The organism is Bacillus sp. JJ783, assembly GCF_036963225.1.
Lineage (GTDB): Bacteria > Bacillota > Bacilli > Bacillales > Bacillaceae_G > Bacillus_A > Bacillus_A cereus_U.
Window position 1 is genome coordinate 23455 of record NZ_JBALMG010000136.1, and the last position, 24372, is coordinate 47826.

Below are 24372 nucleotides of genomic sequence, written 5' to 3' on the forward strand. Positions count from 1 at the left end.
AACGAGAGAAGGTTGCCTGAAATGGATTTATGGAGGCCAGCCTTCTCTTATTAATAGCTAAAAGTATTGTCGATTTCTGTTGATGAATCGATATCTCATATCGAATCGTTGATATATTGTAAGTTGTGATAGATATAATTGAAAAATCGTTGATATAAATTCATTGGACTATGTAGTTGGAAGTCTTATATAAGAAATAAATCACTTAGATACAATATGTTAAATAGAAATCTCTTTCTTTTGCAATCTCTGATGCTTTAATAAACGAAAAGACAAACAAGCAGAACATAAAATAAGAAAAGAAGCGATGATATAAATAGTACGAACACCGAAAATATCGGTAATTGTAGCTGATCTAGTTGTGATATAGATGTGAGTTATACAATGTCAGCGAGGGTAATACACATTTTGGAGCCTAAATAGTAAGCTAGTGAACGTTTCGGCAATAAGAATTCCACCTTCAAATCAATAATATTTTTAAAATTATAATCTGAAAAAAATATTTTTGAAACAATTAAATTTTTTGTCATTTTTTGAAAGGAATTTTCATGTATAATGAAGAATATATTAATATAGTATTTTATTAATGCTTGTTGTAACAGCGAATATATATAATAGCTTGTAGCAAACGCCCCTCTATGAGAAAGGGCGGATAAACCATTCTTTTCTTCATATACATATAGAAAATGAGAAAGAAAGTGAGGGTTGCATATGGCTGGATGGGTGATTTGGTTTATAATAGCGGGTATTTTATTTATTGCAGAAATGTTGTCGATTACTTTTTACATGCTTTGGCTTGGAATTGGAGCTGTTGTCGGAGGTCTTATTGCTTTGTTTGCTCCTGATGCACTATTCTTACAAGTTGTTGTTGGGGCGATTGTAAGTTTAACATTGACTTTCTTTACGAAAAGAATTTCAAAAAACTTTCGAGAAGCAAAAGGTTTTACTGATACAGTAGATAAACTGGTTGGTAAAAATGGAATTGTTATGCAAGCGATTACAAGTGAAGTGAACGGTATTGTGAAAGTGGATGGAGATACTTGGACAGCTATTTCGGATACTCCTATTGATGCTGGAGAAAAAGTCGTTGTTATAAAGAGGCATAGTACTATTTTACAAGTGAAAAAGGAGAGTGAATAAATATGGCAGTAGCATTAACGTTAACGATTATTTTCGCATTGATTGTCGTTGTATTTATTGCATTGACGATTAAAATTATTTCGCAGCAAAAAGTTGGGGTTGTTGAAAGGTTTGGTAAATTTCAACGGATTATGCACCCAGGATTAAATATTTTAATCCCAATTGTAGATCGTGTTCGTGTATATCATGATTTGCGTATTCAACAAACGAATGTACCACCACAAAAGGTAATTACGAAAGATAATGTACAAGTAGAAATTGATACAATTATTTTCTATCAAATTGTTGAACCAGAGCTTGCGACATATGGTATTTCAAACTATGAATATGGTGTTCGTAATATTACATCTGCAACAATGCGACAAATTATTGGTAAAATGGAGCTTGATGAAACATTATCAGGTCGTGAAAAAATTTCAACAGAAATTCGTTTAGCACTTGATGAAGCGACAGAAAAATGGGGCGTTCGTATTGAGCGTGTCGAAATAGTCGATATTAACCCACCAAAAGATGTGCAAGTATCAATGGAAAAACAAATGAAAGCAGAACGTAATAAACGTGCGATCATTTTAGAAGCTGAAGCAGCGAAACAAGATAAAGTCCTTCGTGCTGAAGGGGAAAAACAAAGTAAAATTTTAATGGCTGAAGGGGATAAAGAAGCGCGTATTCGAGAAGCTGAAGGTTTAAAAGAAGCAAAAGAATTAGAAGCGCAAGGGGAAGCAAGAGCGATTGAGGAAATCGCAAAAGCAGAACAAAATCGAATTGAATTACTTCGCGCAGCAGATTTAGATGAGCGCGTACTTGCTTATAAATCATTTGAATCATTGATTGAGGTTGCAAAAGGACCAGCAAATAAAGTCTTTATTCCGTCTAATGCAATTGAAACACTTGGTACTCTTGGTGCTATTGGGGAAATTTTTAAAGAGAAACAAGCGAAGAAATTACCTTCGTCAGATACAGAAAAATAACTATAAGAGTGAGGAAGAGAAATGGGATGCCATTTCTCTTTTTTGTGCGTATATTACGAAAGGCTTGTACATATCCATGTATAAAGAAGGTGATACAGTGAAAAAGTATGCAACTCGTATACATGGGAAAAAACTAGTTTCGTTACTCTTTTTATATGCACTAATAGTAATTATTATTGCGTCGATTTTGACGTCACTTTTACATACAATGAAATCGAATTATGCGAATCAATGGTTTGGAAAAGTATCTATGCAAGGTTTTATTCAAATGATAGAAAGTGAGAATCGCTATTATGGATTTGATTATTTTAAGCAAAATAAACGAGAATCAGTTGGGAATTTAATGTTCTCTATTGCGACAGATTTGAAAATAAAAGATTTAAGAACATTTGTCGGGAAAGAAGTACCTGGTATGTCAAAGTATTACTCGAATATTATCGTAGCTGGGGAAGGGACGAACTTTACGAATATTCCAAATGAATCTAGTGTACCGATTGAAGAAGTAACGAAAGAGCGAGAAGTAGCAAAAGATAAAGTTACAGAAGCAGAAAAGAAAAATCCAGTGCAGAAAAAGAACGGAACGAAAAAAGGAGAAAGCGCAGTATACATTTATCATACACATAGCTGGGAATCCTTCTTTCCGTTATTACCAGGGGCTACCGATCCATCAAGTCCGGATGTAAATGTGTCCTTACTAGGGAAACGTATGAAAGAACAACTTGAAGGACAAGGAATTCCGGTAATTCATGATAAAACGAATATGGGGGATTTATTAGCGAGTAAAAAATGGAAATGGCCGCAATCATATAAAGCGTCTCATGGATATGTAAAAGAAACATTAGCACAAAATAATAAAATTGCGTTTCCGATTGATATACACCGTGATGATCAGCGGAAGAAGGTAACAACAAAAGTAATTAACGGAAAATCGTATGCAAGATTATATTTTATAATTGGGATGGAAAATGAAGGGCGTGCTGAAAATGAAAAAATTGCAAGGGCAATCAATAGTTATTTAGATGAAAACTATTACGGATTAAGTAGAGGGATTTTTCCGAAGTATAAAAAAGATGGAAATGGCGTTTATAACCAAGATTTATCTAAAAATGCGATGTTAATTGAAGTTGGTGGTGTTGATAATACGTTAGATGAATTATATAACACAATTGATGTGTTAACGGAAGCGTTTAGTAAGTATTATTGGAATGATGCAGAGAAAGTGAATGGGTGACGAACGGGAAACCGTTCCTTTTTTATTTTTGAAATCCTAAAATATGGTATAATAGAATTTTGTGAATATTAAACAAGGAGTGGGATAAACATGCAAATACTATTAATACGTCACGGTGAATCAGAAGCTGATATTTTAAATGTACATGAAGGTCGAGCTGATTTTGAATTAACAGAAAAGGGAAGGCAGCAAGTACAAAGACTTGTACAGAAAGTGAAAGCGGACTTTCCACCAGATTTCATTTGGGCAAGCACATTAAAACGTGCTCGAGAAACGGCTGAAACATTAGCTGAAGCGATTCAGTGCCCAATTCAATTAGAAGAGGAATTAATGGAGTTTAATAATGGAGTGCAAGCAGGTTTATCATTTGAGGAAGCAAAAAAATATCCAGAGCCAAAGTTTCTTCATGACCGGTTTGAAAACGGGGAATCATTTATTGAATTTAGAATGAGAATAGAAGGAATCTTTTCTAAAATCGTGACAGAAAATACATATGATCGGATTGCAATTGTTGCACACGGTGGTGTAATAAATAGTATTTTACGAGCATTTTTCCAAATGCCAATTAGTATGGACTATTATTTTAAAATGGGAGATACGGGTATTAGTTTGATTGAACTTACGGATAAACAGAAAACTGTTCATTTTATAAATGATACAAATCATTTGGATGGATTGTAAGAGGATATGTACAAAGTTGTATTTTTCGATGTTGACGGTACTCTTTTAAGTGAGATTGATAGAAGTATGCACGAAAGTACAAAAGAAGCGATACAAAGGTTAATAGATAAAGGAATTTACGTCGTTGTTACAACTGGGAGACCATATAGTTTATGCTCACAATTTAAAGAACTGGGCATAAATACGTTTATTTCTGCAAATGGTGCACATATAAAATGTGCTGATGAAGTTATACATAAATCGGTACTTTCGATTGAAATTGTTCATGATATTTCAAATTTCGCTGAATTACATGGTCACAGTGTTTCTTATTTTACAGAAGAATTTGTAATGAATGGTATTGCCTCAAAAGACGAACGTGTAATACGAGCATTAAATGAAACGTTAAATTTAGAGCGGTATCCTGACAAAGTTAGAAACTTGTCAGAAGAGATTTATTGTGTATGTCTGTATGCTGATGAAACAGAAGCTCAAAAATTCTTTGAAAGATATCCAGCACTTACGTTTGAACGTTTTCATGGTTACGTTATGAATGTGTTGGAAGATAATAAAGTATCGAAGCTAACTGCAATTCAAAAGGTATTGGAACATCTGGAAATTTGTAAATCAGAAGCAATTGCTTTTGGTGACGGTGGAAATGATGTTGAGATGTTACAGTATGTAGGACTGGGAATTGCGATGGGGAATGGCGGAGAAGAGTTAAAAACAAGAGCAGATTTCGTTACAAAGAAATCAAGTGAAGGTGGTATTTCTTTTGCTTTAAAAGAGTTTGGGATTATTTAAAAATAATAGCTAGTCAGTGCAGAGAGAGCCTGTTTAATAACAGGATTTTTTTGTCTAATAATATTCTTGCAATAAAAGGAAGGGAATGAGTATAATGAAAAGTAGTTAGGTAAGCTAATTAAATGAAAGGAAGGAGAGTGAAAATGAATGGATTCAAAAAAAGGTGCTCTTCCTTTAGGGATTGAGCCTTATGCAGAGTTAATAAAAAAGACAGCATCAGCGGATACGGATCAAGTCGCAGCAAAACTTGGTTTGTTAATGTTATGGACGTCTGATAATGTTCTTGATGCTGTTGACGTAGATTTAGCTCCGCTTGGTATTTCGGAAAGTAAATTAGATTTTTTACTGTTATTTATTTTGCGTGAAATGGAATCGAATGGGGAAGAAGTGAACATGAGTCCTTCGGATATTGCGAGTCGATTAGGGATTACACGTGCTTCTGTCACTGGCTTATTAGATTGGATGGAGAAACGAGAGTTAATCGTAAGATTCCATCATTCTGAAGATCGAAGAAGATTAAAGGTGAAAATTACTCCAAAAGGAAAAGAACGAGTTACGCATTCTTTACCAACTTTTTGGTTATCTTGCGCTTCGTTAGTTGATGACTTTAATCAAGAAGAGCGTCAAGTTTTAGAGAAGCTATTAAATAAAATGCAAGTAACTATGCAGGTGAAATTAGGAGAAGGTAGATAAAAAAGTTGATTGTGAGAGTCGACTTTTTTATTTAACCATATAATTAGGTTACCTTATTATATGGTTAGCTAATTTGATCAAGGTGGTGATATGTCTTTTAACGTAAACAAATTAAGTGAGTATTGAAGGAATGTCATTTTGAGTAATTTGCTTCAGATGTTTTAAACCGATGGGAAAAATCATTGTAAGGGGGAGATTTTATGATGGAAATATCAAAAGAAGTAAATAGTGAAAGGAATTATGCAGTAATGACAGCGGTGTTATGTTGGGCAGGTATGGTAGTTATGTCCAGCCTATATGTGACGATTCCTTTAAATGCTCTATTTTCAGACCTTTTTAAGGTTTCATTAGCGCAATCTGCGGCTACAGGCAGTATATTTTCTGTAGGCTTTGCTATAGGTTGTTTGTTATTTGGGGCAATCTCTGATAAATATGGGCGGAAGAAAGTGATTTTTATCGGATTACTTGCGCTGTCGATTGTTTCTTTTTTATTAGGGTTTGTCGATAGTTTATTTTGGCTTGTTATTCTTCGAGGATTACAGGGTATAGCAGCAGCTACATTTTCTCCAGTAGCGTTGGCTTACGTTGTAGAAATGTTTCCAGTAGAAAAAAAGGTTACAACAATAGGATTTGTTAGTACCGGTTTTTTAGTAGCTGGAATTGCAGGGCAAGTAATAAGTACAGCTGTTAGTCAGCATTTTGGATGGCATATGGTGTTCTTTCTTCTTAGTATTGTCTATATCATTACTGCTGTATGGATTCATTATTCTCTTCCGAAAGGGGAAACGTCTCAATCCTATACTGATATTTTGGGACCAATTAAACAGATGGGTAAAGTTTTTACACATAAAAGCTTAGTATTGAGCTATATGATTGCTTTTGTTTTATTAATGGCTTTTGTTAATATGTATACTGTTTTAGGGAATTATTTGAGCTCTCCTACTTACAATTTAACTCCAGAACAAATTCTTTATTTTCGCTTAGCAGGGCTATTTGGTATGTTGCTGTCACCACTTGCGGGTCGCTTAACAAAGAGGTTCGAAGTAAGGCAAGTTCTTCAAGGCGGATTGTTGGTCTCTATTTTTAGTCTAAGTTCAATGGGCTTTATTTCGAACCTGCCGCTACTTGTAATGATGAGCGTCTGTTTTGTAATAGGTATTGCTATATCCGTTCCGTCTTTAGTTTCTCTTGTCAGCCAATTAGGAGGAAAATCAAGGGGAATAGCAGTTTCTATTTATACTTTCATTTTATTTTTAGGAACTAGTATAGGACCTATTATTTCTATTTATCTTATGAAATTAGGGGACTATGCTCAGACGTTTATTTTATTAGGATTGATACTCTTTATTGGTGTTGTTTCCACTCTTTTTATTCGAATAAAGGAATGCAAGGATCTTTAATATGCTCAACTAATAAAATATGAATTTGCCCGCGATGATGATAAAAATGTGCAACGATTTCAAGCAACCACTCGAATCGAGAGTAAGAAATACCCCAATAGGCAGTTGTAACTTCTGCTAATTCTTCTTGGGAATAGGAAAGAAATGTTTTAGAGAGAAGATTGTATCCTTCAATCATCGTTTGTTGCATGTGAGCAATCGATTCAGGCGTACGTTCTAAATAAAAGGTATGTAACTCTTTTTCAGTAATACCATTTAATATGAGTAAATCAGCGTGGCAAATAAGGGAAAGATGTGTACACATTTCAAATAATGACCGCTTTGATTCAATCGGCTTTATTTTCAAATCACTTTCAGTATATTGGTTCAGTATTTGAATGGAAGTATCGATAGCAATTTTAACTTGATTCAATGCAGATGGAACAAACATTGTAATTATTCTCGCCTCCATATATAATAGTTTCTTAAGGGTATTATATCATACTCAAAATTCCGAAAATTCTAGTAGTTTGACTAGCATAGTGAAAAGTATTATATTGTAAAAGGTCATATGAAACGTGAAATAGAATGGAATGTAATTATTGAGTTAGGAGTTAGACCAATGAGCTTGAAATATGGAAGAGATACAATTGTTGAAGTTGACTTAAATGCTGTAAAACATAATGTAAAAGAATTTAAAAAACGTGTGAATGATGAAAATATTGCAATGATGGCTGCTGTAAAAGCGAATGGGTATGGTCATGGGGCAGTTGAAGTTGCGAAATCGGCTATTGAAGCAGGAATAAACCAACTTGCAGTTGCATTTGTAGACGAAGCAATTGAATTAAGAGAAGCTGGAATCACTGTACCTATTTTAATTTTAGGATATACACCAGTAGCAGCTGTAGAAGATGTAATTCAATATGACGTTATGATGACTGTTTATAGAGTAGAAGATTTACATGGTATAGATGAAGTTGCAAACCATCTTCAAAAGAAAGTGCGAATTCATGTGAAAATTGATACAGGAATGAGCCGTATCGGTTTACAGGAAGAAGAAGTTAAACCGTTTTTTGAAGAGTTAAAAAGTATGCGATATGTAGAAGTAGTAGGGATGTTTACACATTACTCTACCGCTGATGAAATAGATAAAACTTATACAAATATGCAAACAAGTTTGTTTGAGAAAGCTGTAAATACAGCGGAAGAATTAGGAATTCATTTTCCATATATTCATAGTTCAAACAGTGCAGGATCAATGGAACTTAGTAACACATTTCAAAATATGGTTCGTGTCGGTATTGGAATTTACGGTATGTACCCTTCAAGAGAAGTGGATCATACAGTTGCTTCCTTACAGCCAGCGTTGTCTTTAAAATCAAAAGTAGCTCATGTTAAACATGCGAAGAAAAATCGTGGTGTTAGCTATGGGAATACGTATGTAACAACGGGTGAAGAATGGATTGCAACTGTACCAATTGGTTATGCTGATGGTTATAATCGTCAGTTATCTAATAAAGGGCATGCATTAATTAATGGAGTTAGAGTACCTGTTATTGGTCGTGTTTGTATGGATCAGCTTATGCTAGATGTTACAAATGCAATGCCAGTACAAGTAGGAGAAGAAGTTGTATTCTACGGCAAACAAGGTGAAGAAGAGATTGCGGTGGAAGAAATAGCAGATATGTTAGGTACAATTAACTATGAAGTTACATGTATGTTAGATAGAAGAATTCCACGTGTTTATAAAGAAAATGATGAAACGACTGCGGTTGTAAATATATTAAGAAAAAACTGAATCGATATGATTCAGTTTTTTTATTTTTGACAAATGAAAAATGTTCTATTTGCACCATGTATTTGAATGTTTTTAAATCCCACAGAGTTTAAAGAGATAATAATTTCGTCTCTAGAATAACATGCTTCCTCGATGGAAAAGTTAATATTATTCCGATAATTCGTAATAATCATACTTTGTCATAATTTCAAATCCACACTGTGTATATAGTTTTAAAGCATTGTTATTTTTCGTTTCGACGTCTAATTCAATTGTTGAAACGCCTTTTGTAATAAGTGTATGTACCATATAACTAAGAATATCTTTACCATATCCTTTACCTTGATAAGAAGGATGAACTGCGAATCCTGATAGTGTAGTAGACTGCTCTTGCTCAGTAACGGTAATCGTTCCAATTGCTTTTTCATTAATAAAAGCAATGTAAACTTGATGAGAAGGTGACTTCATCATTTTTTGTAACCATGTGGATGTATTTGCTGCCGAATCTCCAAAAGCTTTACTAGCGATTTCTATAAGGTCAGGAAGTAATTCAGAAGATGCAACGGTAAGGTTAATATGATTTTTCATTGTTTTTTGTGCTTCGTTTATTTTGAACTCCATACCGTACTCACTATATAAATAAGGTAAGTTCATTTGTTTTGCAAATGATTTCCCTGAAATAGAGTCACCATTAATTATAAGAAGGGCTTCATCTGCCTCTCTTTTTTGTATTTCTTTCATTGCAGTTTGTAAAAGAGTAGTGCCTATAAGTTGTTTTCTATAGTTTGGATGAACAAATCCTATTAACTCCAGTTTAGTCGGTCTTTCAAAGTCATACATACTTAATGCACCGATTAATTGAGTACCATCATAAAATAGAAAATCATTTACCACTTCTTTATTACGGGCAGTTAAAAAGTTGACATGCAAATCTGACGAGTAATCAATTTTATCGTGTTGCCCGCAAACATGAGCTAAATCTTTCAGCTGTTGTATTTCGTTTGCTGTTAAAGATTTCTTTTTTTCAATATTCATTTCACAATCCCTCCTTTTTCTGTAAATTCTCTAAATTAAGTATATAACATAATGTAATTAAGAGGTAAAAATTAGGGGGAGATTATTATTTCTTTATATAGTGTATTAAAGTTTGAGATTCTACATAAGAAGTACCAAAAAGGTGAAGAATGTGTGTATATAAAGCAATTTCTTTGTATTTGCGAAAAAAATTAGTTATGATAATACTAAGAAAATATATATGTTTTGGGGGTAATGAATGAAAAAATTATTTGAATACGTATTATTAACAATTGGATCTATTATTGTAGCTGGTTCACTAGAGCTTATTTTAGCGCCTAATGGATTAGTAGATGGTGGAGTAACTGCGATTGCTATTATGGCAAATAAGGTTGCAGGGCTACCACTTTACGGAGTGTTTTTAGGACTTAATATTCCTATTTTACTATTTACTGCAAAAGTAATGGGAAAGAAGTTTTTTATCCGTACATCCTATGCAAATGTTGTTACAACACTCGGATTGATTTATTTAAAACCATTTCCAGCAATTACGACTTCGGAATTATTAATTGTACTTTATGGAGGAGTTCTATTTGGTGTTGGTGTTGGGATTGTTGTAAAAATGGGCGGGGCAATTGATGGATCAGAAATGTTAGCTGTTTGGATGAATAAGCATTTTAAAGTACCAATTAGTACATTTTTACTTGCTGTAAATGCGGTTATTTTTGTATTTGTTGCTATTTTATTTTCAATTGAGCAAGCGATGTTCTCATTAGCAATTTTCTATATTGTTACGAAGATGATTGATTTCATATTAGACGGTATTAATCAAGGAAAGAGCGTCATGATTATTTCGAATAAAAATAAAGAAATTGGCGAACTGCTTATGAAAGAATTACAACTGTCTGTTACGTATCTACATGGAGAAGGTGGTTTTTTAGGAGAGCACCAGAGAATTATTTATTGTATTACAAACCGTTTCATTTATCCGAAAATGAAAGATCTCGTTCTCTCTGTAGATCCAAGTGCTATAATTGAAGCTTCTTATTCAACAGAAACAACTGGTGTAAAGCGTCCAGGAAGGACAGCGAAATCAGGGCAAGTATCAGAAAAATAGTGAATGAAAATAACTCCACGCAAGTATAACTTGCGTGGAGTTATTTTTAGTTAGGGAACCAGACTCTTTTCAGTAATTTGACAACAGTTTCGATACAATCTTCTGGAATACTACCAAAACCGAGTAATACAAACGACGCCTCTCTTAAATTATGAATAGAATCGTATGTTGAGAGAGGGTACAACTTAATGCGTTGTTTCGCAGCGGCATGAATAAGTTCTTGTTCGTTCATCCCATTATGAACGTGAAGTACGATATGAAGTCCTGATTGTTCACCGAGTATATGAATGTGAGCTCCCATTTCGTCCGTGACAGATTTAACTAATGAAATGTGCTTTCTTTTATATAGCGTACGAATTCGATTTATATGACGTTCCCAATCACCTTTTTGAATAAAGGTGGCAAAAGCGAGTTGCTGCAGGGTAGAAACCGTTTGTTTAAACATGCCACCAAGTTCTTTATAGGCTCTTAAAAGATGAGGTGGTAAGACGATATATCCCATTCGCAAAGAAGGTAAAAAGGATTTCGAGAAAGTTCCCATATAAATAACACGTTCCTTTGAATCCAGTCCTTGTAAAGAAGGAATAGGTTTGCCTACATAACGGAATTCCCCATCGTAATCATCTTCAATAATATATCCCCCGCAATCATTCGCCCATTTTAATAGTTCGAGTCTTCTAGATAAAGGCATAATTATTCCAAGAGGAAATTGGTGTGATGGAGTGACGTATGCTACATTAGCACCTGATTCACGTAAAGCTGAAATATGAATCCCTTTATCATCTAAAGGGATAGGATGAATAGGAAGATCAGCACTTTGAATCATAGCAGTTATACGGTGAAATCCAGGGTTTTCGATTCCGTATTCTTTTTTTGAACCAAGCAGTTGAAGTAGTAGCCAAAGAAGAGGCTGCGTACCGGCTCCGATAATAATTTGATCAGGTGAAGAATGTACCCCGCGGGCATGATATAAATATTTTGAAATATGCTCTCGAAGAACAAACTCGCCTTGAGGATCTTCTTTAGAAAATAATTTATCTTCGTACTGGCATAAGGTTTCGTGTAATGCTCTTTTCCAATTTGTAATTGGAAAAGCAGTTTGATCAATAAGCCCTTGGCTACAATCATAGTCATATAGTTCTTCTATCGTGTTTTTAGTTTTGTGTGACGCAATGTTTTCACTTTTTTGTATGATATCAATATCAACCTCTGCAACAAAAATCCCACGTTTCGGTTTACTTTCTACATAACCCTCAGCTAGTAATTGTTGATAAGCAGATTCAACAGTAATACGGCTAACATTAAGTTGTACCGCTAAATTTCTGTGAGAAGGAAGGCGTGTACCGGCAGGCAGTGATCCCTGAGAGATTTCTCGTTTCATATATTCGTAAATTTGTAAATAAATTGGTATTTTACTTTCTAATTGCAATGGGATAGTAAGATCCATTTTATGAATTCTCCTTTAAAAACTGGCCATATAAAAAATAATCGAACTGTCACTTAAGTTAGGGGCAGTTACTTTTTATAATAATGATATAACATTTAGAAAATTTTATGAATAGTAAGGAGAGAATCATAATGAATATTAGAGAAGTAGTAACAGAAGCTGATTTACATGATGTATTCCCCGTATTACAGCAATTAAGAACGAAACTTTCAAGAGAAGAAGCAAGTTCTTTATTTCAAAAAATGAAAGAAGAAAAGTATAAACTACTCTCGTTACAGAATGAAGATGGCGAAGTTGTTAGTCTCGCTGGTGTAGCGATTTGTACGAACTTTTATAATGAGAAACATGTTTTTGTATATGATCTTGTAACTGCGAAAGCTCACAGATCAAAAGGGTATGGTAAGGTTCTACTATCATATGTAGAAAAATGGGGGGAAGAGAAAGGGTGCAGTTCTATCGTTCTTACATCAGCGTTTCCAAGGGTTGATGCCCATCGTTTTTATGAAAGAGAAGGCTATGATAAGGTAAGTTATTCTTTTTATAAAGAGTTATAATACTAAGTAGGTTCTATGTGAGATAACATATAGAACCTACTTTTATTTAGAAGTATAAGATGAAGAGGGTTAATTGCTTATTTTGTCGAATAGTTTCTTTACAATTGAGCCGATAATATTGAATTTAAAGAAGGTTAGGGGAGTTTATACTTGGAAAAGATTCAGAAACTATTAGTCCCAAAAGGTGTAAGAGTTATCGTAATATCTGATATTCATGGGGAATTAAATCTTTTAAAAGAATTATTACATAAAGTTAATTTTAAAGATGATGATTATTTAATTATAAATGGCGACCTTTGTGAGAAGGGGAGCGATAGCATTGGCGTCGTAGACTATGTGATGGATCTAGTAATTAGCAAGTCAAATGTTTATGTTGTTGAAGGGAATTGTGAAGTTGTAGTTGAAGCGCTTGTAAATGAAAATCCTGCGCTAATAAATTATTTATGTACGCGAAAAAATACAATTTTTAATGAATGGCTAGGGAAATTGAACGTTACCGTTAATGAAGAAAGTGATATTTGTGAAGTGAAAAACATATTGATGAGCCATTTTTCAAAAGAAATAAAGTGGCTAACAGGATTGCCAACTGCTATTGAAACTGAGGAGTATATCTTTGTACATGCTGGCCTTGAAGATAGAGAGGATTGGAAACAAACAGATAGGAAAAATGCAATTGCAATGCCAGGGTTTTTTAATAAGTCACACCGAGCGGATAAGTACGTAATTGTTGGACATTGGCCTGTTGTGAACTATTCTGAAGAAGCGCCGTCTAATAATCCAGTTATTGATAAGGAGAAAAAAATTATTGCGATTGATGGTGGTAATGCGATTAAAGAAGCAGGGCAATTAAATGCATTTATTATTTATCGAGATATTTTAAATGATACATTTTCCTATACATATGTAGATCATTTTCCGCAGTATGAAGTATTGGCCGATTTTAATACGAATTCAGTAATGCAGGGCGGGGTTACAGCCCATTCCGAACGAGAAAGCCCATCGCCTTTAGGCATGGGATGAAAGTGAGGTTGGAAACGGGGTGCCACTGAAAATCGCAAGGTTCGTGGTACTTTAAGTATCCAAAGTATAGGTAGTTTCTTCGAGTCTTTTTGTTGTAATTTTTCGAAAGTAAATGATACATTGTAACTAGAATCAATGATGATAGAAGTACGTTTCAAAGTGTTTGAGAGGAAAATCTCCTCACCTCATGTAGTTGTAAAGTTTATGGACACGTTCTCATTTTGTTTCTATTGCTAGAAATGTATCAAATGAATGATGTTGAAAATCAAAAAACAAGGGGATGAAACGTATGTCACAGACCCTAACAGTGAAAGTGAAATTGATTCCAACAAAAGAGCAAATCCGTTTATTGGAACAAAGTAGTCACGAATATATCAAAGTTATAAATACACTTGTATCAGAAATGGTTGAAGCAAAGAAAAGTACGAAAAAAAGCACAAAAGATATTGAAGCAAATATCCCAAGTGCAGTGAAGAATCAAGCGATTAAAGACGCGAAAAGTTTGTTTGCTACAAAAGTAAAGAAAAGTAATTATAAAATCATTCCGATTCTAAAGAGACCTGTTTGTGTATGGAACAATCAAAATTATTCATTTGAAGCCACTCATATTTCAATCCCGTTTAAGGTAAATGGAAAGTCGACGCGTTTAAAGGTCCGCGCTTTATTAATCGATAAAAACAATCGCAATCTGAATCTGTTAAAACATAAATTAGGTACACTTCGCATCACAAAGAAATCGAATAAGTGGATGGCACAAATATCTGTCACGCTTCCTACAAATGAAAGGGCGGGAACGAAAATTTTAGGAGTAGACTTAGGTCTCAAGGTCCCCGCAGTAGCAATCACAGATGATGATAAGATTCGTTTTTTTGGAAATGATAGGCAAAACAAATGTAAGAAGCGTAAGTTTCGGTGTATTCGTAAGAAATTAGGAAAAGCCAAAAAAGTGAATGCGATTCGGCGATTGGATGATAAAGAACAAAGATGGATGCAAGATAAAGATCATAAAATAAGTCGTGAAATCATTAATTTTGCGATTGCAAATCATATTTCTGTCATTCGATTAGAACAATTAACGAATATAAGACAGACGGCAAGAACAAGCCGTAAAAACGAAAAAAACCTACACACTTGGTCATTCTATCGTTTGTCAAAATTTATTGAATATAAAGCGATATTAGCTGATATTCAGGTTGAATATGTGAATCCAGCGTATACAAGTCAAAGCTGTCCGAAATGCGCTGAAAAGAACAGGGCACAAGACAGAAAGTACAAGTGTCAATGTGGGTTTGAGACACACCGTGATATCGTTGGGGCGATGAATATTCGCTACGCAACTGTGATTGATGGTAACAGTCAATCAGCCTAAGCACCTATATGGTCTGGTTTAGGAGGGGCAATGAGATGCCCTCATCTTGAAGGCTGTTCAAAACAGAAATGGACTGCGAACGCTTAGTTATTCAAGAATCCCACCCGTAATTCCGTAAGGATTCGGGCTTGCGACTTTAGTCGTGGGAGTCTCAATGTATGTAAACAAATAGGAACAAATGAACTACTTTATGTGAAAAACGAGTATATAAAGCAACTTGAATCAGGTGAGTATACAGTGAAAATGGATATTTCTTGTGCGCAAATAGGCGTTAGAAAAGGGGATATCGTTTCTCTCATTGATGATAGCTGCATGGGATATGATTTAATTAAAAAAGATGGAGTAGAAGGCTGGATAGAGAAAGGGATTCTACTTGAGATAGAAAAGAAGGGAAATAAAATATTTAGCTAAAATAGGAGGGATATAACCTCCTATTTTTTATTAACTATGTTACGAGTTCGTACTTCATCTAATTTTTTCTGAAGTTCCGTTTCTAAATTAAAATCGAAAAAATTAGCGAACTTACATAAATAATTCGTATCTTATAACAAAATTATACAATATAGAGTAGAGTTTTGTTTTGATTTTTCAGAAAAAACATTATAATTATATATGAAATAAAGAGAGATGTAGGAGGAAATTATGCAAAACGTTATATTAAAGGGGAACAAAGTTACAATTCGTACAATTGAGGAATCAGATATAAAAACATTATGGAGTATTGTATATAAAGAAGAAAACCCAGAATGGAAGAAATGGGATGCACCATACTTTCCAATATCAATGCAAGAATACACGCCATATAAAGAAAATTCACAAAAACGTTTAAAAGAAGAACCGCTATCGAATTTAATTGTCGAAAATGATGGTCAAATCATTGGGACAGTAGGTTTTTATTGGGAACATAAACCGACGCGTTGGTTAGAGATGGGAATCGTTATTTATGACCCAGCATACTGGAATGGTGGCTACGGTACAGAAGCATTAACACTATATAGAGATTTACTATTTGAAAATATGGAGATTGGTAGAGTAGGGCTCACAACTTGGTCTGGAAATGAACGAATGATGAAAGTAGCGGAAAAAATAGGGATGCGATTAGAAGGTAGAATGCGAAATTGTCGATATTATAACGGGACATACTATGATTCTATTCGAATGGGAATGATTCGTGAAGAATGGGAAGAGCTTTGTGTAACGAAGGGGTGAGGAAGCGTGTACGCTATTATTGCTACATTTGATAGAGTGTTTACTTATAAAATTAGAGAATTGCAAAGTGAATTAACGAATATAATCGGAACAAACCAACTAGCTGGAGTAGAACCCCATATTACATTGGCTGATTATAATGAGTTAGATGTTAATTTATATACGGAGAAATTAAAGGAGTTTGTAGCTTTTCAAGAGAACATTGCTGCTGTAACTTTTCCTTCTGTTGGAACTTTTCCTACTAACGGAACGATCTTTCTAGCACCGACCATTACCAATGAATTATTAAGATTTCATCATTCTTATCATGATTATTTCAAAACTTTTCATGATAATCCAAACTCATATTACGTACCAGAAAAATGGGTTTCGCATTGCACGATTGCTAATGGGTTAAATTCAAATCAGTTTTTAAGTGTAATGGATTATATATATAAAAAATTTGATGTTACAACAGCTTCGATTGAGAAGTTGAAATTAATTAAAGTAAATTATGAAAATGGTTCTGCCGTTTCTTCTAGTATTTTAGCAGAGTGTAATTTAAAGAGAATGGAGACATCGAGATGACATATGTAATTAGAGAAATGAAGCAAGAAGATATTCATGCTGTACAAAACGTAGCGAAAATAGCTTGGCATGATACTTACGAAGGAATTATTCCGAGAGCGATTCAAGACAACTTTTTAAATGAAGCGTATTCCGATGAAAAAATGAAATATCGCCTTGAAAATACACATTTATTTGTTGCGGAAGAAGAGGGAGAAGTAATTGGATTTGCGAATTTTTCACCAATTAGACTGCAAAATGAAGCAGAATTAGGTGCGATTTATTTGTTGCCAGATCAGCAAGGGAAAGGGATAGGGACAGCTTTGTTACAAAAAGGGATCACGACGTTAAAAGGGATTCGAAAAATGTACATTCATGTAGAAGCGGAAAATGAAAAAGGAAAACGATTTTATGAAGCAAAAGGTTTTGCGGCTTTAGAGCAATTTGAAGAAGATTTCGAAGGGCATATGCTGCAAACAGTGAGAATGGTTTTATACATATAAGGAGGATCAGAAATGAAAATTTTTGATTTCAGTGAAAAAGTGGGAAAGCATATATCAGCATTTCAATCTAACTTTATAATGTCAAAAATATTAAAACATCAAGGGAATATACATATCGGTTCTATGCATCTACAACCGAGTGGAGTTATTGGATATCATGAAGCAGTTGTATCTCAACTGCTTCTAATTGTACAAGGAGAAGGATTTGTTTGCGGATCAGATAAAGAAAAAGTGAAGATAGGAGCTGGACAAGCTGCGTTTTGGGCGGAGGGCGAGTTACATGAAATGAGTACGGAAAAAGGATTGATGGCAATTGTAATTGAGTCAGACGGTCTTGAAAATGGTATTTCAATGATGATTAGAGGGCAGGAGGGAGAAAGGAATGATTACAAAAGCGAATGAGGAAGAAACGAAACAAATATTAAATTATGCAGCTCAATCTCTTTTCGAAGGAACAAAGGGGAATTGTCAGGTAAGTACAGAAAAAGCGATTGAAATTACAAAACCTTTAGTAGAAAAAGGGGCGTATTATATAGTTACAAAGGAAGAAAATAAAGTAGTAGGATGGATACTAATAGGAGGAAATGTGGACTATTTCTCTCGTGAAAAACTTGGTTTTATTTATGAATTGTATGTTTTTTCAGAGTATCGCGGGAGAGGGTTATCACGAAAACTAATGAAAGCTGGGATCAAGGAACTACAAGAAAAGTATTCAGAAATTCGCTTGAATGTATTTGCAGGGAACTTTGCAAAAGAAATGTACGAAGATTTTGGCTTCGTTGAAAGACAAGTAATCATGACTTTGAAGTGAGAAAACGATTTTAAGTGGGCGAAGAAACAAGAAAAAGAAAATGAGTATGTAATTTGTAAAGGTTATATTCTGAATTTTGGGTAAAAAAGGTTTTCTTTTTATTATTAAATAGAGGTAGAAACGCTTAGTAGTCCTTTTAAAAAAAACAATAAATTTATATTGTATAATATAATGTTATTATAGTAAAAGAGAAATTTTGGGAAAATATCATTTTTTTGTTTAGAAATTTTTAAATTATTGATATAATCAATTTGTAGAATTGATTATTGGTTAATTTTACTATTTTTGAATTTTAAGGGGGATTTAATAATGGCAGGACAAATTCGTATGTCACCAGAGGAGCTTAAATCGAAAGCAACTCGATATGGACAAGGTGCAAATCAAATTGAGGACATTTTACGTCAGTTACAAAACTTACAAAATGAATTAAGAGGAGAATGGGAAGGTCGTGCTTTCGAAGGTTTTGATCAACAGTTCAATCAATTAAAACCAAAAGTACAAAACTTCGCACAGCTATTACAAGAAATTAATATGCAGCTTAATAAAACTGCAGAGGCTGTTTCTAGACACGACGAAGATCTTTCTCGTAATTTCGGTCTACAATAAAAACGGGTAAAAAGAAACATGTAATTTAGCCATGCAACTTTCGTTGTATGGCTAAATTACTTTAAAACTAGAGTAAGATAAGGAGTCCTTAACTTAATAGACTCGCAGCCGCAGGAGTGATAAGTAGTGAAAAAGTTTAAGTGGAGCATCTTGTTGTTTATTATTTTAGCTCTTGTGCTATCAACAGGAGTCTCCTATTTAGCATTAAATCAAAATGTTAAGAAAGCTAATGAGAATAGCACGCCAAAAATGACAGTTGCATTAGTAAATGAAGATCAAGGAACTGTATTTGAAGGGAATAAAATAGCGTTTGGAGATCAATTTGTTAAAAATGTAAATAAAAATACGAAACAAGAATGGTACGTAGTTAGTCGCGGAGTAGCAGAAAATGGTTTGAAAAATAATAATTACAATATGATGATTGTAATACCTAATGATTTTTCTAGGAAGGCCGTTGCGATTGATTCAGAACTACCAGAGAAATTAACGTTAAACTACAAAGTAAATGCAACTGGGAATAAAGATTTGAAAGCTGAGGCTGAAAATACGGCGTCTACAATTTTAGAGGATTTCAATAAGCAAATCATCGACGTTTATTTTGCAAGTATTATCGGTAAGTTGCAAGGTGCACAAGATAATATAGGTAAAATAATTGAAAAAGGAAACGTTCAAACAACTATGTACAAAAAAGATGTACACAGTCCTTTGGCAAATTACACAAATCAATTTAAAATAGTGCAAGATTATACTGGTGTTTCTGTTAATAGTTTTAAAGGATTTCAGGATGTATTAAAAGGTTTCGGTCAAGTGTTAGATGAAGGGAATAAATCTAACAATACTTACTTAGAAGGCTTTAATAACTTCCAAAAAATGCAATCTGATAATAACCTGTTAGCGAATAATTTTACGAGTCAATTTAATCAATACATGAGTGAAATGAATACAGGCGATGTTTTAAAGCAGTTAAGTGCATTGGAATCCGCTAATAAAGTTATTACAAATCAATTTACGCTTTCAGAGAAAGAACCAAATATTTTAGCTGATGCTTCAGCAATTCAAAAATATTTAACAGATGTAAAAAAACAAGTGTCAGAATATGATACAGAACTTGCAGGAAAGTTAGAAAGTGATATTCAAGAGACTGTAATTAAAAAGTTAAAGCAATCTATGTCGAACGATGGAAAGCAAGAGATCTTTATAAATACGTTAATGAAACAACCAGACGTTCGAATAAAGAAACAAATCGAAAATTTAATTGCGAAATTACCTAGTTTAAACATGGAAGAAATCGCTCAAAGTGATTTGCCAGATGCAACGAAATTACAACTGCAAAATGTAATTCAATTTACAAATAAATATAATAAAGAAAATAACTTTAATTATGATCCTGTAAATAAAATCTCTTTAGGAAATTCAATTAAAGAAGTAAAGAATAGTCTTTATAAAGAGGGAATTACATTTAGTGATACAGCGAAAGTAATTAAAATGGAATCTTCACAAACTTTGAAGATAAAGATTCCAGAAGAATTTGAACTAGATGGAAGTACAGGATTCTTACATATTGATGGTGATGATCGTACAAGTGATTTTCTTCAAAGCGAAGCAAGAGAAATTACAATATCTCCTCGTAATGAAGGGGATATAAAGATTAGCTTGCATGTGAAGTTAAAAGATCCAAACATCAATATAGATGTTTTCTCTCCTGTAATGTGGCAGTGGGAATTGAGCGGGAATCATAAAAAAGAAACCAGTTCTGAAAAAGAAGAACCTAATAAAGAAGATAAAGGAACACAAACTGAAAACAGCAAGGTGGAAAATGTGGTTCATAAATCACAGTATGGCATAATGCCGTTAGTACACAATGCTCAAACGCCTATTATTCAAAAAACAGAACAAGGTAACAATGATAATGGAGGAACCTCTGAAGGCGGAACGGGAACAGATCCAGGAGGAAACCCAGGAGGCGGAACAGGAACGGATAATGGTGGTAACTCAAAAATTATTGAAAGTACAACGAATCAAGTTGTACATCAAAAAACAGAAGTATTAACAAAAAATACATCTAGTGTATTAATAAAAGAAGCAGTAGATACAGTTGAAAGTTATCAAGGTTTAATTAGTCTGTACGAAATGTATTATGGGATTGATTTAAGAACGCAAGATGTAGGTCCTAAGCTAGAAGAGGGAAGTTTAGATGCAATTGCAACTGAACAATCTTTGTACTACGTATTAAATAAACAAAGCTTAATTGATTTAATTTCAAACCTTGTTTCATCTAGTATTACGACAGAAGTTAAGCAAGATATGACAGGTTTAAAACAAAAAATAGACTCTTATCAACAATTCATTACTAGTGCGGATCAAAATTCAATGCTACTAGCAGAGAAATTAAATGAAACATCGCAGCAAGCAAATAATATGAATCAAAATTTAGGGGAATATTTAAAAGGTTTAGCGACATGGCGTGAAAGTAGCTTAAAGCTAGTTGAGGGACAGCAAGTGCTAACAACAAATAATACTGGTGAGCAAACAGCTGTTTTATCGTTAGATTCTGGTATTAAATCATTAATGATGCAAAGTCAGTCATTGGTCGAGAGTTCGAAGCATAGTTTAACAACATCAGACGATGTATATAAAACATTTGATCAAATTAATGGACAAGCAAAAGAAATTCAAGACAGCGGAACGACAATTGTTTCAAAGGCTGATTCATTATTAAATGACTTTACAAAGAAAATGGAAGATGATAAATCATTCTCCAAAAACTTTACTGGAATTTTGGCTAATAGCCGAATTGGTGATCGCCAAAATGAAATGTTATACCAATTTTTATCTAGTCCAGTTCAGAAACAAAATGATGGAGTAATTGTAGCTGGTAATGCTTTTACACCATATTTAATCGTATTAACTTGTTTTATTGTTGCATTATTTACAGCATACGCAATTGCGAATCAAGAAAAGAAACGAACGCAATCAGATCATTTTGAAGAGAAGTTCTCATTAATTGATATGAATGTACCAACTACAGTAGTGGCATTCGGTATATCAATTGTGGAAGGAATTAGTATAGGTATCATTTCTGGACGTCTTTTACAGTTCGGTCAAGATCAAAGTTTACTATGGATTGCGTTTATCACAATCATTATGATGGCGTTTGTATTGGTCTCAACATACTTATTACGACAAATAAAAATGGTAGGGATGTTTATACTATTAGTATTTTTAAGTATGTACCTATTTTTAACTGAAGCAGTTGGAAGTAAAGTAGATCAAATGTCGTCTGTTGGAAAGGTACGTCAATTCTCACCGCTTCAGTATATAGAAAGTTTTCTAAATGATTTTATTAGCGGTAAAGATACTGGAAAAGTTATTTTCATCGTGTTGTTTGTAATTGCCATTATCGGATTAGTTAGTAATCTATTTGTATGGCATAAGAAATGGGAGGAAAAAGAAGTAAATGATCAAACAATGGAGCATAGTGGCTAAGTTATCATTTCTCTCTATCCTTTTACTGTTTGTCGCGCTACCGATAAGGAGCGCGGCTGACAGTTATCTTGGTGATGATGGGAAGATTAAGTTTAAAGTGGATCGACTTGAAGAAAGCGACCAAGAAAAAAATAAAAAGGAACATAAGGAAACGGAATTAGATAAAGCATCAATTGAGTTATTTAACAAAGAAGTAGAAGAAGAAATTCAGAAAAAGAAAAAGAAAGAACAAAAAGAGATGGAATCTTTACGAGATTCTCTTTTTATAAAACAAAAAGAAATAAATAGTGTTAAAGATACGAAAAATAGTTTGTTTAGCAGTGAATACGTTGTGAGAAAAAGTGCAGATGAAGTAGCGAGTAATGAAACAATGAATGAAAAGCCAATTAGTACAACAATAATAATATTATTTGGCGGTGGCATTGTACTTATTTGCATCGGAATTTATACAGTTCTTCGAAAAAGTTGGAGGTAAGGAGATGGCAATACAAACACACATTAATGTAACAGTAGATTTTAGTAAATGGAATGGAACTACATATGATTTGCGTATCCCTAATCATCAATCTATTAAATATTTATTGAAAAATTTGATAGATACATTAAAGATTGATAATCATGAAGGTTCGCATTTTGTAATAAAAGTAAAAAATAAATCAATTGTTTTAACAGATAACGATCGTTTAATAAATCATCAAATAACAGATGGGGATATTTTGCAAGTGTTGTAAAGAATATTTCCTACTTTTAGTTATTTGAAAATAAGTTATTACGGGTTATAAAGAAAAGGAGAAGAGGATAAAAATGACGGAAAAAACAATTCAAATTGATGCAATGAACTATCAATTTCAAATAGAAAAAGAAAATTGGAAATTGGAGATGACCAAATCTCAAACACGTATAAAAGACTTCCGTCAATTCGATATAATTACGGGCGCATCATCTGAGTTTGTACCATTAACGATAGAAGAAACGGATGATATGTTTACTTTTATATTTCAAGTGGATAAAAAATTATATAAGTGGGACGATCTTAGCCGTTTTGGAAGAAATGAGAAATTAAGACTGCTTCGAAATGTTGCGCAGTTTCGTAAATATTTAAATAAACGAATCACGTTCTTTTTACATCCGGACAATATAGTTTTTAATGCTAATTTAATACCAAGTATTATACATAGAGGAATTAGAGATATTGTTCCACCAACCCCGTTGTTAGAAGAGCAATTTTTAACACAATATAAGTGTCTAATTATTGCTTTATTCTCCCAAAAGCACAATTTTGATGATTTGTATGCTGGGTTACTAAAAGATGCAAAAGAAACAACATTTGAACAAACCGTTGCTCAAATGGAAAGTTTAGATGCATTACTGCAGTTTCTGGATGACAGCTTTGAGAAGGAACAAACAAAAACAGAAAAAAATATGCAGTTAGTACATAAAAAGAGCTACAAATCATTTAAATATTTAGCTTTTTCCTTCATAGCGGCGACAGTTGTTTTAGTTGCTCCTTTAATATATTTCACTTTTATAAAATTTCCTTATCAAAATAAATTATTAGAAGCAAATGCGAATTTCATAGCAACTGATTATGACAAAGTAATTACTCAATTAAATGAAGAGGAATTTGAATCATTACCGGTTGCGTCTAAATATGAGTTAGCATTTGCATACATTACAGCTGAAAAACTAGGTGAAAATCAAAAGAAAGCAATTATGAAAAATATTAGTTTGAAAAGTGATGAAAAGTATTTACTTTATTGGATGTATAACGGAAAAGGTGATTTTGATAAATCATTAGATTTAGCTAAGACACTTGATGATCCGCAGCTTATTATGTACGGCCTTGTTAAACAAATTGAATCGCTGAAAAATAATCCGGACTTGTCAGGAGAAGAGCGTGATCAAAAGTTAAAAACATATGAACAACAATTAGATGAGTATAAAAAGAAATATGGCAATTCATCAAGCGATAAAGACTTGTCGGACACAGAGAAAAAAGAGTAAGCAAGCACTTGATGAGACAGTTGAAAAGGAGCAG

General features: G+C 33.5%; 24 protein-coding genes and 4 pseudogenes. 23 read left to right on the forward strand and 5 right to left on the reverse strand.

The genetic code is table 11. The features are described from left to right. Nucleotides 1–219 precede the first annotated feature (219 nt). Nucleotides 220–345 (reverse strand): annotated as a pseudogene (locus V7038_RS24260) (MFS transporter); the annotation flags it as partial. 366 nt (nt 346–711) lie between these two features. On the opposite strand from V7038_RS24260, the gene V7038_RS24265 reads away from it, so the two are divergent. The 7 genes from V7038_RS24265 (at nt 712) to V7038_RS24295 (ending at nt 6896) form a co-directional block, all read left to right on the forward strand. Then, nucleotides 712–1140: an NfeD family protein gene (locus tag V7038_RS24265; protein WP_002158137.1), complete on the forward strand. Its 429-nt coding sequence runs from the start codon at nt 712–714 to the stop codon at nt 1138–1140. Nucleotides 1141–1142: 2 nt separating this feature from the next. Further along, entirely contained in the window at nt 1143–2108 is a 966-nt protein-coding gene (locus V7038_RS24270) for an SPFH domain-containing protein (protein ID WP_002158136.1), read from the forward strand. A gap of 97 nt (nt 2109–2205) precedes the next feature. Continuing rightward, nucleotides 2206–3339, forward strand: coding sequence for a stage II sporulation protein P (spoIIP, locus tag V7038_RS24275; RefSeq protein ID WP_335695758.1), 1134 nt, complete (start codon nt 2206–2208; stop codon nt 3337–3339). A gap of 90 nt (nt 3340–3429) precedes the next feature. Then, on the forward strand, nt 3430–4020 hold the full coding sequence (locus tag V7038_RS24280; protein ID WP_002200747.1) for a histidine phosphatase family protein: 591 nt from the start codon (nt 3430–3432) through the stop codon (nt 4018–4020). A gap of 6 nt (nt 4021–4026) precedes the next feature. After that, nucleotides 4027–4803, forward strand: coding sequence for a Cof-type HAD-IIB family hydrolase (locus V7038_RS24285; RefSeq protein ID WP_070139183.1), 777 nt, complete (start codon nt 4027–4029; stop codon nt 4801–4803). Between the two features lie 147 nt (nt 4804–4950). Then, nucleotides 4951–5496, forward strand: coding sequence for a MarR family winged helix-turn-helix transcriptional regulator (locus V7038_RS24290; RefSeq protein WP_002202259.1), 546 nt, complete (start codon nt 4951–4953; stop codon nt 5494–5496). A gap of 203 nt (nt 5497–5699) precedes the next feature. Next, nucleotides 5700–6896 (forward strand): MFS transporter, encoded by a 1197-nt coding sequence (locus V7038_RS24295; protein ID WP_002202258.1) that lies wholly within the window; start codon nt 5700–5702, stop codon nt 6894–6896. Here V7038_RS24295 and V7038_RS24300 read toward each other — a convergent pair. Then, the gene (locus V7038_RS24300) at nt 6865–7326 is read right to left on the reverse strand and encodes a DinB family protein (protein ID WP_335695767.1); all 462 of its coding nucleotides are present in this window, start codon (nt 7324–7326) and stop codon (nt 6865–6867) included. The genes V7038_RS24295 and V7038_RS24300 overlap by 32 nt on opposite strands. A gap of 171 nt (nt 7327–7497) precedes the next feature. On the opposite strand from V7038_RS24300, the gene alr reads away from it, so the two are divergent. Then, nucleotides 7498–8673: an alanine racemase gene (gene alr / locus V7038_RS24305; protein ID WP_335695759.1), complete on the forward strand. Its 1176-nt coding sequence runs from the start codon at nt 7498–7500 to the stop codon at nt 8671–8673. Between the two features lie 20 nt (nt 8674–8693). Here alr and V7038_RS24310 read toward each other — a convergent pair. Next, a pseudogene (locus tag V7038_RS24310) lies at nt 8694–8816 on the reverse strand (class I SAM-dependent methyltransferase); the annotation flags it as partial. A 4-nt stretch (nt 8817–8820) separates the two neighbouring features. Next, on the reverse strand, nt 8821–9687 hold the full coding sequence (locus V7038_RS24315) for a GNAT family N-acetyltransferase (RefSeq protein WP_070170046.1): 867 nt from the start codon (nt 9685–9687) through the stop codon (nt 8821–8823). Between the two features lie 238 nt (nt 9688–9925). On the opposite strand from V7038_RS24315, the gene V7038_RS24320 reads away from it, so the two are divergent. Next, nucleotides 9926–10783, forward strand: coding sequence for a YitT family protein (locus V7038_RS24320; protein ID WP_070139185.1), 858 nt, complete (start codon nt 9926–9928; stop codon nt 10781–10783). Between the two features lie 46 nt (nt 10784–10829). Here V7038_RS24320 and V7038_RS24325 read toward each other — a convergent pair whose 3' ends face one another. Next, nucleotides 10830–12230 carry a PLP-dependent aminotransferase family protein gene (locus tag V7038_RS24325; RefSeq protein WP_335695760.1) on the reverse strand — a complete coding sequence of 467 codons (1401 nt, stop codon included), beginning with the start codon at nt 12228–12230 and terminating at the stop codon, nt 10830–10832. A 131-nt stretch (nt 12231–12361) separates the two neighbouring features. Between V7038_RS24325 and V7038_RS24330 the strand changes: the two genes are divergently transcribed. The 14 genes and pseudogenes from V7038_RS24330 (at nt 12362) to essB (ending at nt 24338) form a co-directional block, all read left to right on the forward strand. Continuing rightward, a complete protein-coding gene (locus tag V7038_RS24330; RefSeq protein WP_199661725.1) occupies nt 12362–12784 on the forward strand; it encodes a GNAT family N-acetyltransferase in 423 nt (140 codons plus the stop codon). 150 nt (nt 12785–12934) lie between these two features. Then, nucleotides 12935–13759, forward strand: a pseudogene (locus tag V7038_RS24335) (metallophosphoesterase); the annotation flags it as partial. A 334-nt stretch (nt 13760–14093) separates the two neighbouring features. Then, the gene (locus tag V7038_RS24340) at nt 14094–15173 is read left to right on the forward strand and encodes a transposase (RefSeq protein WP_335695761.1); all 1080 of its coding nucleotides are present in this window, start codon (nt 14094–14096) and stop codon (nt 15171–15173) included. A 156-nt stretch (nt 15174–15329) separates the two neighbouring features. Beyond that, a pseudogene (locus V7038_RS24345) lies at nt 15330–15584 on the forward strand (metallophosphoesterase); the annotation flags it as partial. Between the two features lie 231 nt (nt 15585–15815). Further along, entirely contained in the window at nt 15816–16382 is a 567-nt protein-coding gene (locus tag V7038_RS24350; RefSeq protein WP_002202247.1) for a GNAT family N-acetyltransferase, read from the forward strand. Nucleotides 16383–16388: 6 nt separating this feature from the next. Further along, nucleotides 16389–16949, forward strand: coding sequence for a 2'-5' RNA ligase family protein (locus tag V7038_RS24355; RefSeq protein WP_002202246.1), 561 nt, complete (start codon nt 16389–16391; stop codon nt 16947–16949). Further along, on the forward strand, nt 16946–17431 hold the full coding sequence (locus V7038_RS24360; protein WP_002200736.1) for a GNAT family N-acetyltransferase: 486 nt from the start codon (nt 16946–16948) through the stop codon (nt 17429–17431). Before V7038_RS24355 ends, V7038_RS24360 begins: the two co-directional genes overlap by 4 nt. A 12-nt stretch (nt 17432–17443) precedes the next feature. After that, entirely contained in the window at nt 17444–17833 is a 390-nt protein-coding gene (locus tag V7038_RS24365) for a hypothetical protein (RefSeq protein WP_002202245.1), read from the forward strand. Beyond that, nucleotides 17814–18242, forward strand: a complete 429-nt coding sequence (locus V7038_RS24370) for a GNAT family N-acetyltransferase (protein WP_002202244.1) — start codon at nt 17814–17816, stop codon at nt 18240–18242. Before V7038_RS24365 ends, V7038_RS24370 begins: the two co-directional genes overlap by 20 nt. 309 nt (nt 18243–18551) lie before the next feature. Further along, nucleotides 18552–18848: a WXG100 family type VII secretion target gene (locus V7038_RS24375; protein ID WP_002200733.1), complete on the forward strand. Its 297-nt coding sequence runs from the start codon at nt 18552–18554 to the stop codon at nt 18846–18848. A 126-nt stretch (nt 18849–18974) separates the two neighbouring features. Further along, on the forward strand, nt 18975–22334 hold the full coding sequence (gene esaA, locus V7038_RS24380; RefSeq protein WP_335695762.1) for a type VII secretion protein EsaA: 3360 nt from the start codon (nt 18975–18977) through the stop codon (nt 22332–22334). Then, on the forward strand, nt 22306–22809 hold the full coding sequence (gene essA / locus V7038_RS24385; protein ID WP_002202241.1) for a type VII secretion protein EssA: 504 nt from the start codon (nt 22306–22308) through the stop codon (nt 22807–22809). The genes esaA and essA overlap by 29 nt, the downstream gene beginning before the upstream one ends. Nucleotides 22810–22813: 4 nt before the next feature. Then, nucleotides 22814–23065, forward strand: coding sequence for an EsaB/YukD family protein (locus tag V7038_RS24390; protein WP_002202240.1), 252 nt, complete (start codon nt 22814–22816; stop codon nt 23063–23065). Between the two features lie 73 nt (nt 23066–23138). Continuing rightward, nucleotides 23139–24338 carry a type VII secretion protein EssB gene (essB, locus tag V7038_RS24395; protein ID WP_002202239.1) on the forward strand — a complete coding sequence of 400 codons (1200 nt, stop codon included), beginning with the start codon at nt 23139–23141 and terminating at the stop codon, nt 24336–24338. Nucleotides 24339–24372: the final 34 nt, after the last annotated feature.

Excerpts from the sequence above, each read along its gene's own strand:
- V7038_RS24265 (WP_002158137.1), top strand. The coding sequence starts at position 712 with ATGGCTGGATGGGTGATTTGGTTTATAATAGCGGGTATTTTATTTATT.
- V7038_RS24270 (WP_002158136.1), top strand. The coding sequence starts at position 1,143 with ATGGCAGTAGCATTAACGTTAACGATTATTTTCGCATTGATTGTCGTT.
- V7038_RS24280 (WP_002200747.1), top strand. The coding sequence starts at position 3,430 with ATGCAAATACTATTAATACGTCACGGTGAATCAGAAGCTGATATTTTA.
- V7038_RS24285 (WP_070139183.1), top strand. The coding sequence starts at position 4,027 with ATGTACAAAGTTGTATTTTTCGATGTTGACGGTACTCTTTTAAGTGAG.
- V7038_RS24290 (WP_002202259.1), top strand. The coding sequence starts at position 4,951 with ATGGATTCAAAAAAAGGTGCTCTTCCTTTAGGGATTGAGCCTTATGCA.
- V7038_RS24295 (WP_002202258.1), top strand. The coding sequence starts at position 5,700 with ATGGAAATATCAAAAGAAGTAAATAGTGAAAGGAATTATGCAGTAATG.
- V7038_RS24300 (WP_335695767.1), bottom strand. The coding sequence starts at position 7,326 with ATGTTTGTTCCATCTGCATTGAATCAAGTTAAAATTGCTATCGATACT.
- alr (WP_335695759.1), top strand. The coding sequence starts at position 7,498 with ATGAGCTTGAAATATGGAAGAGATACAATTGTTGAAGTTGACTTAAAT.
- V7038_RS24315 (WP_070170046.1), bottom strand. The coding sequence starts at position 9,687 with ATGAATATTGAAAAAAAGAAATCTTTAACAGCAAACGAAATACAACAG.
- V7038_RS24320 (WP_070139185.1), top strand. The coding sequence starts at position 9,926 with ATGAAAAAATTATTTGAATACGTATTATTAACAATTGGATCTATTATT.
- V7038_RS24325 (WP_335695760.1), bottom strand. The coding sequence starts at position 12,230 with ATGGATCTTACTATCCCATTGCAATTAGAAAGTAAAATACCAATTTAT.
- V7038_RS24330 (WP_199661725.1), top strand. The coding sequence starts at position 12,362 with ATGAATATTAGAGAAGTAGTAACAGAAGCTGATTTACATGATGTATTC.
- V7038_RS24340 (WP_335695761.1), top strand. The coding sequence starts at position 14,094 with ATGTCACAGACCCTAACAGTGAAAGTGAAATTGATTCCAACAAAAGAG.
- V7038_RS24350 (WP_002202247.1), top strand. The coding sequence starts at position 15,816 with ATGCAAAACGTTATATTAAAGGGGAACAAAGTTACAATTCGTACAATT.
- V7038_RS24360 (WP_002200736.1), top strand. The coding sequence starts at position 16,946 with ATGACATATGTAATTAGAGAAATGAAGCAAGAAGATATTCATGCTGTA.
- V7038_RS24365 (WP_002202245.1), top strand. The coding sequence starts at position 17,444 with ATGAAAATTTTTGATTTCAGTGAAAAAGTGGGAAAGCATATATCAGCA.
- V7038_RS24370 (WP_002202244.1), top strand. The coding sequence starts at position 17,814 with ATGATTACAAAAGCGAATGAGGAAGAAACGAAACAAATATTAAATTAT.
- V7038_RS24375 (WP_002200733.1), top strand. The coding sequence starts at position 18,552 with ATGGCAGGACAAATTCGTATGTCACCAGAGGAGCTTAAATCGAAAGCA.
- essA (WP_002202241.1), top strand. The coding sequence starts at position 22,306 with ATGATCAAACAATGGAGCATAGTGGCTAAGTTATCATTTCTCTCTATC.
- V7038_RS24390 (WP_002202240.1), top strand. The coding sequence starts at position 22,814 with ATGGCAATACAAACACACATTAATGTAACAGTAGATTTTAGTAAATGG.
- essB (WP_002202239.1), top strand. The coding sequence starts at position 23,139 with ATGACGGAAAAAACAATTCAAATTGATGCAATGAACTATCAATTTCAA.